This window comes from Flavobacterium rarum (SeqCode) (assembly GCF_965234445.1).
Lineage (GTDB): Bacteria > Bacteroidota > Bacteroidia > Flavobacteriales > Flavobacteriaceae > Flavobacterium > Flavobacterium rarum.
The window spans coordinates 231,496-244,849 of the sequence record NZ_OZ248501.1 but is presented as its reverse complement, the minus strand read 5'-3'; the positions used below and the strand labels follow the sequence as shown (position 1 = coordinate 244,849).

The following is a 13,354-nucleotide window of genomic DNA, read 5'->3' as shown; positions in this document are numbered from 1 at the left end:
TTATTTTACTTTTGCTAAAGTTTAATGATTCTAAATAAAAATAAAATGAAAAGAATGTTTTTAAAATTTTGTCTATTTATAGCGGTTGCTTTTTTCATCACTTCTTGTGCCAATGATGAGGATAAGAATTCAAATGTAACCAAAAAACAAGTGATAGAAAATTATGCTAATATCGCTTACGCCAATTATCAAAAGGCTTATGATGATGCTGCAGTTTTAGAAACTGCCATTAATACTTTTATAGCTACTCCAACTGATGCTAATTTTATGGCAGCAAAAACAGCGTGGAAAACTTCCAGAGAAAGCTACGGAACAACTGAAGGTTTCCGTTTTGCTAATGGCCCAATTGATAATGAAGATCCAAAATATGTAGAAGGACCAGAAGGATATATCAATTCTTGGCCTTTAGACGAAAATTATATTGATTATGTAGATGGCGCTTCAACTTCTGGAATAATAAATGATCCAACTACATTCCCAACTATTACAAAAGAGGTTTTGGTTGGTGAAAATGGAAAAAATAAAAATGAAAAGTATGTAACTGTAGGCTATCATGCCATAGAGTTTTTGCTTTGGGGTCAAGATTTAACTGCTCCATCAGCAAAATTGTCTGGGCAAAGACCTTTTACGGATTATGTAACGGTTGGAGGGACAGCAAAAAATCAGGCCCGAAGAGCAACATACTTGAAAGTTTGTGCTGATTTGTTAACGGATCATTTATTGCAAGTAGTAAACGAATGGAAGGTTGGAGGAACCTACAGAAATGCATTCTTGGCTCTAAATGAAGATGTGGCTATTAAGAATATATATTTAGGAATTACAACATTGGTTGCTGCAGAATTGCCAGTAGAACGTATGGAAGTTGCTGTAGGGAATGCAGATCAGGAAGATGAACACTCTTGTTTTAGTGATAATACCCACAGAGATATTGCTTTGAATTTGCAAAGTGTAATCAATATTTACAAAGGAAATTATGGGGCTGTTGACGGTGCATCATTAGAAGATTTGGTAAAACAGGCCAATGCAGAAATCTATAGCGCTACCGATGTTTCTATAAATAATTCTTTGACAAAAGTTGCAGCAATTTTGAATCCCTTTGATTTAGCAGTAGCCGGAGGTTCAGCTTCTACTGAAGGTAAAAAAGTACTGGCTGCAGCAACAGAATTCAAGCTTTTTGGAGCTAATTTGTTAGCAGGAGCAACCAAGATTGGAATCATTGTAAATAGTTAGAGTTCAAAAAAATAAAGTTTAATTATTACCATTTAAGTTTAGAATTTACTGTAAAATAAAACAGAGTTTTTTTTCTTTATTAGAAAAAGAAAAATCAAGCATAGCTGGGCTACGGTTTCTTTTTATTTTGAATAAGAAAGGAAAAAAGAATGTTTTATTACGGTAAATTCTATGCTTGGATGGTATAAAGTGTCCTTTTTAATAAGGACACTTTTTTCAGGTTATAAAATGAAAAATTATACAAAAGTAGTTCTAGTTTTGATTAGTATCCTATCTTTTAGCTGTAGCAAAGGGGATGAGGAGCAATATATTCCATTAACTGCCGAAGAAGGAGAACAATATTCGGGTGGAGAAACCACAGTTTTCAATCAGTCGGAAGAAGCTTTTGGTTTTTTTGCACCCAATCTCACTTTCGATCAGCAATCCGATTTTGGTATTGGGAATTCTTTTTTCAGGCAAAATTGGGTAGCCGCACCTTCATCAACAACCGCTCGTGATGGAGTAGGTCCTTTTTTTAATGCGATTTCGTGTTCGAGTTGCCATTTTAAAGACGGTCGAGGAAGAGCACCTTTAATGGATGGAGAAACAGGACACGGTTTGTTACTCCGATTAAGTATCCCAGGAGTTGATGGCAATGGAGGCAATCTTCCAGATCCTGTATACGGCGGACAATTACAAGACGGTGCTATTCTTGGGCAAACCTTGGAAGGGAATTTCTCTATTGTTTATCAATCCTTAACGGAAACTTTTGCAGATGGAACTACTGTCGTCTTAAAAAAACCATCCTATCAAATTAATAATTTAGGTTTTGGAGCATTGGCAACTAATCTTCAAATTTCACCAAGAGTTGCTAATCAGATAGTAGGTATGGGATTACTAGAAGCGATTCCAGAAAGTACGTTACTTGGTTTTGCCGATGAAAACGATACTAATAAAGATGGTATTTCTGGAAAGTTGAATTATGTTCACGATGTTGCATCCAATTCTAAAAAAGTAGGCCGTTTTGGTTGGAAAGCCAATCAGCCTAGTGTTCGTCAGCAAGTTGCGGCTGCTTTTCTAGGAGACATGGGTATTACTACGAGTTTGTTTCCAAATGAGAATGGGCCTTTTGGTGTTGATCTTTCCGCTATTGCAAATGGAGGAGCTCCAGAAATAACGGATTTGAATTTTGAGCGAGTAGTATTGTATTCTAGTACGCTAGCCGTTCCTGCAAGGAGAAATTATGCAGAGCAAAATGTATTAAAAGGCAAGAAAACATTTGAAACAATTGGTTGTGCGAGTTGTCATATACCAAAAATACAAACAGGAAATAGTCATGCTATTACTGCTTTGAGAAACCAAACGATTCGTCCATATACCGATTTGTTGTTGCATGACATGGGCGCAGATTTAGCGGATAATACCCCAGATTTTAAAGCTACAGGTTCAGAATGGAGAACGCAGCCTTTATGGGGAATTGGACTGATTGAAACGGTAAATAATCATACCAATTTAATGCACGACGGTAGAGCCAAAAATGTTACCGAAGCAATTTTATGTCATGGAGGAGAAGGCAAATCATCTAAGGATAAATTCAAGAAATTAAATGCAACAGAACGAGGCGAGCTTTTAGATTTTATTAATTCACTTTAATAGTAGTTGGTATTAAAGATAAATTTATATTTTTACCAAAAATATACTAAGTGATTAATTATTCAATATATAAGAACGATAACAGCGATCAATGGGTCACATTTGTGCATGGCGCTGGAGGAAGTTCGTCTATTTGGTTCAAACAAATTAGAGACTTTAAAAAGAACTACAATGTATTGTTGTTGGATTTAAGGGGTCATGGTGAATCAAAACCAACACTTAAAACTGCTTTCAAGCAAAAATATACTTTTTCGGCTTTGGCCAATGATATACTGGAGGTTTTGGATCATCTTAAAATTCAGAAGTCTCATTTTGTTGGAATTTCATTAGGAACAATTCTTATTCGACAATTGGCCGAAATGTATCCTGATCGAGTTCAAACTATGATTTTGGGAGGCGCTATTTTAAAAATGAATTTCCGTTCCCAGATATTAATGCGATTGGGGAATACCTTTAAATATGTTTTGCCTTATTTGGTTTTATACAAATTTTTTGCTTTTGTGATTATGCCCAAAAAGAGTCATAAGCAATCCCGTTCCCTTTTTATAAACGAAGCTAAGAAATTATACCAAAAAGAATTTATCAAATGGTTTAAACTAACTGCCGAGATAAATCCGGTTCTAAAATGGTTTCGCCAAGTTGAGTTAAACATTCCAACACTTTATGTAATGGGTGAAGAAGATTATATGTTTTTGCCTTCGGTTCGTAAAGTGGTGGAGAATCATTATAGATCGTCACAATTATTCGTTATCCAAAATTGTGGACATGTTGTAAATGTTGAACAACCCAATGCTTTTAATACTGCTGTATTGTCTTTCATAAAAGCAACAAAATAAAAAATGCCTGTATCGTGAGATGCAGGCATTTTTATAACTAACCAAAACCAAAATAATAAATAACCAGTTTATTACTCTGCAAAGATCAGTATAATGTTGATGTTTTGCTGTTAAGGAATTGTTATTACTTAATTGTAAAAAGTTAAGTTTTACAATTGAATTTTAACATATTGCTTATTTTGTCTTTAACTTATTGATTATTAAGTAAAAAATAAAGTTAACTGTTTTTTTTATACCATTGAATTTCTAATTGTCTTTACTTTTTATCTTGTAATGCAAATACTTTTTTCAAAACATCTGAAGTTCTTGAATTCAGGTTGGTTCGAATGTTTTTTTCTTCAATAGTAATCATTTTAAAAACACCGTCCAAAGCTTTGTTGGTTACATAGTCTGTAATGTCTGGATTTACTTTGGATACAAAAGGAATAGTATTGTATTGTTTGATAATAGTGGACCAAACAACATCGGCACCCACTTTTCCTATTGATTGTTGAACAACCGGGCTAAATTTAATATACAATGGTGCAGTTGTAGAAGTTTGTAAATATACTGTTGCTGCATTTTCTTTTCCAAGCAAGATACTTTTGGCATCCGTAATGGTAATGTTTTTTATTGCCGAAACAAATATAGGTGTTGCTTCTTTTACGGCATCTTCTGCGGCACGGTTTAAAGCTAGAATTCCTTCGTCAGCCAATTTTGACATGCCTAATTTTCTTAGCGTTTTGTCTACTTTGGCCAATTCTTCGGGCATTAAGATTTTTACAGCTTCATTTTTGTAAAATCCATCTGTTGCGGTAAGTTTCGAAACTTGTTCGGTAACACCTTTGTTAAGAGCTTCTTTTAATCCAGCTGCAATGTCTAATGTGCTATTTGATTTTGTGACCGCATTGACTTTGTCCGTTGCTTTTTTCAGGATGTCTTTGAATTGGGCATTGCTTATTGCAGGAAGAACAAGAATAAGGAGTAGGACAAGGGCTTTCTTCATTTTGGGTTTTATTTTTTTCAAAAGTAGGGAAATGATAGGTTTTGTCAATTTAATATTTTCCCAAAAAAATGCAAAATTATGTCTTTGTTGAGCGAGTATAGTTGAATGCGATACTTCCAAAAATTTAAATTATTGGCTATTTAGCCCCGACAGAAGGGAAAATCCTTTTGTCTCGTCTCGTCCCTAAAGACGAGACGAGACAAAAGATTGGAATGATGGCGGGAAACATATTTGCTGAAAATGCCAGATATTTCGCTCCATAATTTATCTATAATTCAATTTATGGTTTTTCAAACAAAAAAACGGTTGTATTTCCTAAGAGAACACAACCGTTTTATTATTATACACCATCGTTTTTCGCTCGGCGTGTAATTTAACGGCTCTAGCAAGCACCATGCGTTCCAAATCTCGCCCTTTTATAATAAAATCTTCTATCGAATGGCTGTGTGAAACTCTCGTAATATCTTGCTCAATAATTGGACCTTCATCCAACTCCTCGGTAACATAATGACTGGTGGCACCAATGATTTTAACCCCACGTTTGAAAGCCGAATGATAGGGTTTTGCCCCAGGAAAAGCAGGTAAAAAAGAATGGTGAATGTTGATGATTCTATTTTTGTAAAGCGAAATCAGATTTGGAGTGATAATTTGCATATAACGCGCCAAAACAATAAAATCAATATCGAATTTTTTTAATAAATCTATTTGCGCTTTTTCGCCTTCTTCCTTATTGTCACGGGTGAACGGAATGTGAAAAAACGGAATATTAAAACGTTCAGCAACAGGTTTTAAATCTTCGTGATTGCTTATGATTAAAGGGATTTCAAGAGGCAATTCGCCTGCACAATAACGCCCCAATATATCATACAAACAATGGTCGTATTTGGAAACAAACAACGCCATTTTTGGTTTTTGCTCTTGTGTGTACATGGCCCAAGTCATGTTGAAAGGTGTAGCAAGATTGGTTTGGAAATGATCTTTTATGGTTTCAAGATTCCAATTGGTTTTACTGAATTCGCATTCCAATCGCATAAAAAACACATTTTCATCGGCATCAACATGCTGGTCAAGGTAAATAATATTTCCGTCAATTGAAGATATGTAATTGGTAACAGAAGCGATAATTGCTTTCTTATCTTCACAATGTATAAGTATGGTAATCTTTTGCATTTGATTAAAATTTTCTAAATATAATTAGGAGCGTCCCTGTAGATTTTTGAATGATGATTAACGATTTCCGATATTAGATTTTGTGATGAAAAATCTAAAGATTGTTGATTTTACGAGATATAAAACTTCATAAATCAAAGATCTTTAATCAAAAATCAAAAATCATTTCCATCGGGGCTAGACCTCGAAAATACCAATTTTTTTCGAAAACTAAGCTTGTTTTCTTAATAAAAAACATTGTTATCATATTTTGTGCTTTATGTTGTATTTAATGATTTTTATTTTAAAATTTATGTAAATTGCACCCTTAAATTATCATATTCACAAAATGGAATTAGTTAAACCGTACATACCCGTAAATAAAGTCCGAATAGTAACTGCCGCATCACTTTTTGATGGTCATGATGCAGCGATTAACATAATGAGAAGGATTATTCAGTCCACAGGAGTTGAGGTAATTCACTTAGGACATGATAGAAGTGTAGAAGAAGTGGTCAATACCGCGATTCAAGAAGATGCTAACGCAATTGCTATGACTTCTTACCAAGGCGGACACAACGAATATTTTAAATATATGTATGATTTACTTCAAGAAAAAGGAGCGGGTCATATCAAGATTTTCGGTGGAGGTGGTGGAGTAATCCTACCATCTGAAATAGCCGAATTGCAAGACTACGGAATAACCAGGATTTATGCGCCAGATGATGGACGTGCCATGGGTTTACAAGGAATGATTAATGATTTGGTGCAACGTTCTGATTATCCTATCGGAGATAAATTAACCAATGAACTTGATTTAATAGAAGATAAAACCCCAACGGCTATTGCTCGTTTAATATCGGCTGCCGAGAATTTTCCGGAAATTGCAAAACCTTTTTTTGATAAAATACATACAAAGAATGAAACCTCAAAAATTCCGGTTCTTGGAATAACAGGAACGGGTGGCGCAGGAAAATCATCATTGGTAGACGAATTGGTACGAAGGTTTTTAATCGATTTTCCTGAAAAAACTATCGGATTAATTTCTGTCGATCCTTCGAAAAGAAAAACAGGTGGAGCATTACTTGGAGATAGAATTCGTATGAATGCTATTAATAATCCTAGAGTGTATATGCGTTCATTGGCAACTCGCCAATCCAATTTAGCACTTTCAAAATACGTAGCCGAAGCCATTCAGGTTTTAAAAGCCGCAAAATACGATATCATCATCCTTGAAACGTCAGGAATAGGTCAATCCGATACCGAGATTATGGATCACTCCGATGTTTCATTGTATGTAATGACTCCGGAATTTGGTGCCGCAACCCAATTGGAAAAAATTGACATGCTTGATTTTGCCGATTTGGTAGCCTTAAACAAATTTGACAAACGAGGTGCTTTGGATGCTATTCGTGATGTAAAAAAACAATACCAGCGCAATCACAATCTGTGGGATGTCAATCCGGATGAAATGCCGGTTTTTGGAACTATTGCCTCTCAATTCAATGATCCCGGGATGAATACGTTGTACAAATCCATCATGGACAAAATTGTGGAGAAAACGGATTCGGACTTAGTATCTACTTTCCGGATCACTCGTGAAATGAGCGAGAAGATTTTTGTTATCCCACCACATAGAACCCGTTATTTATCGGAGATTGCCGAAAATAACAGAAAATATGATGTTACGGCAATTAACCAAGAACAAGTTGCTCAAAAATTATATGGAATTTTCAAAACGGTAGAAAGTGTTTCTGGAAAAGTTCCAGTGATTACAAAAGCTGGAATTGATGAAGATTCTGTGTTTTCTAGTGCATTGGTAGAACACAATGACAATAGGATTTTTATCAATTTGCTTTTAAATCAATTTGATAAGGTAAAAATGGATTTGGATTCCTACAATTGGGAAATGATTTTGAATTGGAACGAAAAAGTCAATACATACAAAAATCCAGTGTATACGTTTAAAGTTCGTGATCGAGAAATTAAGATGGCAACGCATACCGAGTCGCTTTCACATTCTCAAATTCCGAAAATAGCATTACCAAAGTATCAAGCTTGGGGTGATATTTTGCGTTGGTGTTTGCAGGAGAATGTTCCTGGAGAGTTTCCATTTGCCGCAGGATTGTATCCATTTAAAAGAGAAGGAGAAGATCCATCACGTATGTTTGCAGGAGAAGGTGGGCCAGAAAGAACCAACAAACGTTTCCATTATGTGAGCGCAGGTTTACCAGCCAAAAGATTGTCGACTGCTTTTGATAGTGTGACTTTATACGGAAATGATCCGCACATTCGTCCAGATATTTATGGTAAAATTGGAAATGCAGGGGTTTCTATCTGCTGTCTAGATGATGCCAAAAAACTGTACTCTGGTTTCGATTTGGTACATGCAATGACTTCGGTAAGTATGACCATCAATGGGCCAGCGCCAATGTTGCTGGGATTCTTTATGAATGCGGCTATCGATCAACAATGTGAATATTATATAAAAGAAAACAATCTTGAAGATGAAGTTGCTGAAAAAATCAACAAAATCTATACCCAAAAAAGAGTAGAACGCCCACATTACCAAGGTGATTTACCCGAAGGGAATAATGGTTTGGGATTAATGCTTTTGGGAGTAACGGGTGATCAAGTTTTATCTATAGAAGTTTATAATGATATCAAGGCTAGAACACTTTCTCAAGTTCGAGGAACGGTTCAAGCGGATATTTTAAAAGAAGATCAAGCTCAAAACACCTGCATTTTCTCTACCGAATTTGCTTTGCGATTGATGGGTGACGTTCAGGAATATTTTATAACCAAAAATGTTAGAAATTTTTATTCGGTTTCTATTTCGGGGTATCATATTGCTGAAGCTGGCGCCAACCCGATCACTCAATTGGCTTTTACACTTTCAAACGGTTTTACGTATGTAGAATATTATTTGAGCCGTGGAATGGATATCAACGATTTTGGACCAAATTTATCATTCTTTTTCTCGAATGGTGTCGATCCGGAATATGCAGTTATTGGTCGTGTCGCTAGAAAAATTTGGGCGAAAGCAATGAAAAACAAATACGGAGCCAATGAAAGAGCCCAAATGTTGAAATACCATATTCAAACTTCGGGACGTTCGTTGCACGCGCAAGAAATTGATTTCAATGATATTCGTACAACCTTGCAAGCCTTGTATGCTATTTATGACAACTGTAATTCGTTGCATACCAATGCGTATGATGAGGCCATTACAACTCCGACGGAAGAATCGGTTCGTAGAGCTATGGCGATTCAGTTGATAATCAATAAAGAATTGGGTCTGGCCAAAAACGAGAATCCTATTCAAGGGGCTTTCATTATCGAAGAATTAACTGATCTTGTTGAAGCAGCAGTTTTATTGGAATTCGACAGAATTACAGAAAGAGGTGGAGTTCTTGGTGCCATGGAAACGATGTATCAACGCTCTAAAATTCAAGAAGAAAGTTTGTATTATGAAACCTTAAAACACACAGGAGAATTTCCAATTGTGGGGGTAAATACGTTCTTGAGTTCCAAAGGTTCTCCAACAGTAATCCCAGCCGAAGTAATCCGTGCCACCGAAGAAGAAAAACAATATCAAATTGTGATGTTAGAGCATTTGCACCAAGCGAATCAGGATTTGGTAAATACACATTTGAACACGCTACAAGATGCTGCAATTAAGAGCGAAAACTTATTCGAACATTTGATGGAGGCGACTAAAGTTTGCTCTTTGGGACAAATCACCGAAGCTTTGTTTGAAGTGGGTGGGCAGTACAGAAGGAATATGTAAAATCTTAATGTGACATTTGGTTTTTTTAAATATAAAAAACACATTTGGTTGACTAATCGTTTACTGGATGTGTTTTTTTGTTTTTTGGTAAAATATTTGATTGATTCTTTTGTTTGAAAGAATCATATTTTTAGTAATTTCTGATTTAGACTATTTCGATAACTTAGCTAAATGTTATATCACAAGTTTTGCGAAAATGAATGAAATAGAAATGTATAAAGCGTCAGATGACAGTACAGAAATTCGAGTTCAGTTTGAAAATGAATCTGTTTGGCTTACTCAAAAACAAATGCCCCCTTTGTTTGGAAAGTAATGTTAAAGTCACTATTCTGCGTTTTATTTTGTTAAACAAAAAAAACAGCCCCTATTTGGAGCTGTTTAAATAATAACTTTCTTGAATTAGTAAGTTTGAAAATGCTCAATTAGTTAGTAACAACATTTTGATCTTTCATTTTCAGATCTGATTTTAAAACTTCTGCAATAGACTTTCTAGAAAGTGAAGAAACTTCGTTATGAATAACAATTTCATGTATTACTTTTTTAGAGTTTGTTTCTACTTCCAAAAAGTAAATTCCATCAGGAAATTCTTCAAGACTAAATGTTTTTTGAATACCGCCTTTTCCAGTTGCAATTTCAGAATAAATCACATTGTGGAATTTATCAGTGATAGTAACATTAGCTTTTTGGATCTCATTCACAGAAAAACTAATTTGTTTACCATTACCTTTTGATACATTTAATAAAAAATCGCCATTGATTGCGTAAGTGTTCATTGCAGTCATTGCTACCAATACTACTAAACTAAGTTTTAAGATCGTTTTCATATGTTTTGTTTTTAAATTTAGTTATTAAAATTTCTGTTGCTAAAGTATAGCAATACTACATAACTGAACGCAACTGCATTTGCCAATATGTATTCTATATTAACTTTAAGAAAACGTTATATGTTAAAATTGGACAATATAGGATCTATTTGTGTTAAATTTGAATAGTTTCAAAAAATAATCTAATGAAAAAAATGAATCCAACACTCGAAATTATAACTCCAACTTTTGGTAGTTCATTCTCTTTTTCTAGTTATGTTGAGAATGCCAATTGTAAATCGGATTTATGGCATTATCATCCAGAAATTGAATTGGTTTTTGTAAACGGAGGTTCAGGAAAGCGTCAGATTGGGAGCCATATATCTTATTATTCAGATGGAGATTTGGTGCTAATAGGTAGTAATTTGCCTCATTGCGGATTTACAAACGAGCAAACAGGTAATAAAAACGAAACGGTAATTCAAATGCGACCTGATTTTTTGGGAAATGATTTTTTGGATATTCCCGAGACAAAGAATATTCAATACCTATTAAGTAAAGCAAAAGGAGGAATTGCTTTTGGCGCTAATACTAAAAAAATGATTGCTGAAAAAATTGAGGAAATGGGTAATCAATCCAATTTTGATCGATTACTAAGTATGATCAGTATTTTAAATACTCTAGAAACCAATAATGAATACACAATTCTAAATGCTGATGGTTTTTCATTAGAATTGCAGGTCCAAGACAATGATCGAATTAATGTAGTTTTTAATTATGTAAAGGATCATTTTCAAGAACCCATTCTGCTTGAAGACGTATCAAGTTTGGTAAGTATGACAACACCTTCTTTTTGCAGGTATTTCAAAAAAATAACAAACAAAACATTTACTGCTTTTGTAAATGATTATCGATTGGTACACGCATCAAAACTCTTGGCTGAGAATAACATGAGCATTACGGAAATATGTTTTGAAAGCGGTTTTAATAATTTTAGTCATTTTAATAAATCGTTTAAGGCTTTTTCTGGAAAAAGCGCTTCTCATTACAGAAATGAATTAAAATCTTTTATGGAGTAATTTTAAAGCTAATTATTTTATTAATTTGAAGAATGTCAATAATGAAATTAGAATTTAATTCTGAGAACTTTTATATAATTGTTTTTAATTAGCTGTTTTTAAATCAGATACAAACAAACGGAGAGGTTGGTTAAAAATCATTTTTCATAATAAATTCTTGATTTAGACTTATTATTATTTTTATAAATAAAAAAGTATTGAATTATTTTTAATGAAAACCTATAAAATAATTTTTTTGGCTCGATTTTTGAAATACCTTTATAGAACTTTAAAATATAAATAAGATGAAAAAAATAATTACACTTTTGGCGGTTATAGGGATGTTTGGTTTTCAAGGCTGTGAGGGGCCAGAAGGTCCTCCAGGATTTCCAGGTGAAGATGGGTTATTAGCGGAGGTTTTTGAACTTAAAAATGTTAGTTTTGCTTATAATGCCACTGATGGGTATACTATTTATCAGAAATTAACACCTAATATTTTGGCTTCTGATCAAATTTTAATTTATAGATTGGCGGGAACAATTGATTCTAGTACTCCGGTTTGGCAGCTTATACCAAGAACTTTGTTTGTGTCTCAAGGTGAATTGGATTATGATTTTGATTTTAGTAAAGAGGATTTTACAATTTATGCGGGCGGTACATATAATTTGTCATTAACACCGCAATTTATAAATAATCAAACTTTTAGAATTGTGATTCTTCCAGGTTATTTTTCTACATTGATTGATAAAAATAATTATAATGCTGTAGTAAAAACTTTGAAAATTGATGAAAACCAAATTCAAAAAATTGATTTTTAAAAATAATTTATAAGAATAAAAAAAGGAAATCGAGAGATTTCCTTTTTTTATGAACTAAATACACTAAAATAATTATGCTTTTTTATTCTCTGAAATAGATTCTTTTTTACTTATTTGAATAGAAACGATCACTCCGATAATAAGCGTCAGAGCTATAAAACTCAAAGAGGCCCATTCTGGAACTTCTATAAAATCATGGAGTACCATTTTTAGTCCAACAAAACTCAAAATGGCTATCAAACTATATTCCAAATGGCTGAATTTCTCCAGCATATTGGCCAAGAAGAAATAAAGGGAACGCAAGCCAAGTATGGCAAAAATATTGGAGCTGAACACTAAAAAGGGATCAGAGGTGATGGCTAAAATAGCGGGAACACTATCTACTGCAAAAACAACATCCATAACCTCAATGACTATTAATGCTACAAAAAGCGGTGTTGCTGCATTTCCTTTTTCGGTTTTTATGAAAAAATGATCTTTTTCAGTATGCGTGGAAATCGGAATTATTTTACCTAAAATTTTGTAAACAAATGATTTCTTAGGGTCAAATTCCTCTTCGTCTTTGGTAAAAAGCATTTTTAGGGCTGTAAATAGTAAGAATCCACCAAAGAAATAAGAAGTCCATGTAAATTTATTGATCAACAATACTCCAAAATAGATCATTAAACCTCTAAAAACTATCGCACCAAGGATTCCCCAAAACAAAACGCGATGCTGGTATTTTTTTGATATTTTGAACGAAGCAAATATTAAAGCAATTACAAAAATGTTGTCAATACTTAATGATAATTCGATCAAATAACCCGTTACAAACTTCATTGCAGCTACTGATGGCTTTAATTGAGTCGGATTTAATACATAGTCCGTTGAGTACAGCCAATAAACGACTCCCGAGAAAAGCATAGATAAAGTAAACCAAATTGCTGTCCATTTGCTGGCTTCTTTGGTGCTTATTATATGTGGTGTTTTGTTGAATACTCCCAAATCAAGAGCCAGAAAAATTAAAATCAATACTATAAATAATATCCAAACAGTCATATAATTTGTTTTTTA

The 13,354-nt window shown here is 33.9% G+C and carries 10 protein-coding genes; 6 read left to right on the top strand and 4 right to left on the bottom strand.

Going from position 1 to position 13,354, the window contains the following annotated elements:
* Positions 1–45 precede the first annotated feature (45 nt).
* The 3 genes from AC8GF4_RS11750 (at position 46) to AC8GF4_RS11740 (ending at position 3,698) form a co-directional block, all read left to right on the top strand.
* Positions 46–1,230, top strand: coding sequence for an imelysin family protein (locus AC8GF4_RS11750; RefSeq protein ID WP_506594847.1), 1,185 nt, complete (start codon positions 46–48; stop codon positions 1,228–1,230).
* A gap of 228 nt (positions 1,231–1,458) precedes the next feature.
* Entirely contained in the window at positions 1,459–2,862 is a 1,404-nt protein-coding gene (locus tag AC8GF4_RS11745; protein WP_506594846.1) for a di-heme oxidoreductase family protein, read from the top strand.
* A gap of 50 nt (positions 2,863–2,912) precedes the next feature.
* Positions 2,913–3,698 carry an alpha/beta fold hydrolase gene (locus tag AC8GF4_RS11740; protein WP_506594845.1) on the top strand — a complete coding sequence of 262 codons (786 nt, stop codon included), beginning with the start codon at positions 2,913–2,915 and terminating at the stop codon, positions 3,696–3,698.
* A 256-nt stretch (positions 3,699–3,954) separates the two neighbouring features.
* On the opposite strand, the gene AC8GF4_RS11735 is transcribed toward AC8GF4_RS11740, so the two are convergent.
* Together AC8GF4_RS11735 and purU are read right to left on the bottom strand one after the other, a co-directional pair.
* Positions 3,955–4,683: a DUF4197 domain-containing protein gene (locus AC8GF4_RS11735; RefSeq protein ID WP_506594843.1), complete on the bottom strand. Its 729-nt coding sequence runs from the start codon at positions 4,681–4,683 to the stop codon at positions 3,955–3,957.
* Positions 4,684–4,998: 315 nt separating this feature from the next.
* A complete protein-coding gene (gene purU, locus AC8GF4_RS11730; RefSeq protein ID WP_506594842.1) occupies positions 4,999–5,853 on the bottom strand; it encodes a formyltetrahydrofolate deformylase in 855 nt (284 codons plus the stop codon).
* 328 nt (positions 5,854–6,181) lie between these two features.
* On the opposite strand from purU, the gene AC8GF4_RS11725 reads away from it, so the two are divergent.
* Entirely contained in the window at positions 6,182–9,622 is a 3,441-nt protein-coding gene (locus AC8GF4_RS11725; protein WP_506594841.1) for a methylmalonyl-CoA mutase family protein, read from the top strand.
* A 422-nt stretch (positions 9,623–10,044) separates the two neighbouring features.
* Here AC8GF4_RS11725 and AC8GF4_RS11720 read toward each other — a convergent pair whose 3' ends face one another.
* On the bottom strand, positions 10,045–10,446 hold the full coding sequence (locus AC8GF4_RS11720; protein ID WP_506594840.1) for a T9SS type A sorting domain-containing protein: 402 nt from the start codon (positions 10,444–10,446) through the stop codon (positions 10,045–10,047).
* Between the two features lie 185 nt (positions 10,447–10,631).
* On the opposite strand from AC8GF4_RS11720, the gene AC8GF4_RS11715 reads away from it, so the two are divergent.
* Both AC8GF4_RS11715 and AC8GF4_RS11710 read left to right on the top strand, forming a co-directional pair.
* On the top strand, positions 10,632–11,504 hold the full coding sequence (locus AC8GF4_RS11715; protein ID WP_506594839.1) for an AraC family transcriptional regulator: 873 nt from the start codon (positions 10,632–10,634) through the stop codon (positions 11,502–11,504).
* Positions 11,505–11,788: 284 nt separating this feature from the next.
* On the top strand, positions 11,789–12,301 hold the full coding sequence (locus AC8GF4_RS11710) for a hypothetical protein (protein ID WP_506594838.1): 513 nt from the start codon (positions 11,789–11,791) through the stop codon (positions 12,299–12,301).
* A gap of 72 nt (positions 12,302–12,373) precedes the next feature.
* On the opposite strand, the gene AC8GF4_RS11705 is transcribed toward AC8GF4_RS11710, so the two are convergent.
* Positions 12,374–13,339: a TerC family protein gene (locus AC8GF4_RS11705; protein WP_506594836.1), complete on the bottom strand. Its 966-nt coding sequence runs from the start codon at positions 13,337–13,339 to the stop codon at positions 12,374–12,376.
* Between the last annotated feature and the right edge of the window lie 15 nt (positions 13,340–13,354).

Excerpts from the sequence above, each read along its gene's own strand:
- AC8GF4_RS11750 (WP_506594847.1), top strand. The coding sequence starts at position 46 with ATGAAAAGAATGTTTTTAAAATTTTGTCTATTTATAGCGGTTGCTTTT.
- AC8GF4_RS11745 (WP_506594846.1), top strand. The coding sequence starts at position 1,459 with ATGAAAAATTATACAAAAGTAGTTCTAGTTTTGATTAGTATCCTATCT.
- AC8GF4_RS11735 (WP_506594843.1), bottom strand. The coding sequence starts at position 4,683 with ATGAAGAAAGCCCTTGTCCTACTCCTTATTCTTGTTCTTCCTGCAATA.
- purU (WP_506594842.1), bottom strand. The coding sequence starts at position 5,853 with ATGCAAAAGATTACCATACTTATACATTGTGAAGATAAGAAAGCAATT.
- AC8GF4_RS11725 (WP_506594841.1), top strand. The coding sequence starts at position 6,182 with ATGGAATTAGTTAAACCGTACATACCCGTAAATAAAGTCCGAATAGTA.
- AC8GF4_RS11720 (WP_506594840.1), bottom strand. The coding sequence starts at position 10,446 with ATGAAAACGATCTTAAAACTTAGTTTAGTAGTATTGGTAGCAATGACT.
- AC8GF4_RS11715 (WP_506594839.1), top strand. The coding sequence starts at position 10,632 with ATGAAAAAAATGAATCCAACACTCGAAATTATAACTCCAACTTTTGGT.
- AC8GF4_RS11710 (WP_506594838.1), top strand. The coding sequence starts at position 11,789 with ATGAAAAAAATAATTACACTTTTGGCGGTTATAGGGATGTTTGGTTTT.
- AC8GF4_RS11705 (WP_506594836.1), bottom strand. The coding sequence starts at position 13,339 with ATGACTGTTTGGATATTATTTATAGTATTGATTTTAATTTTTCTGGCT.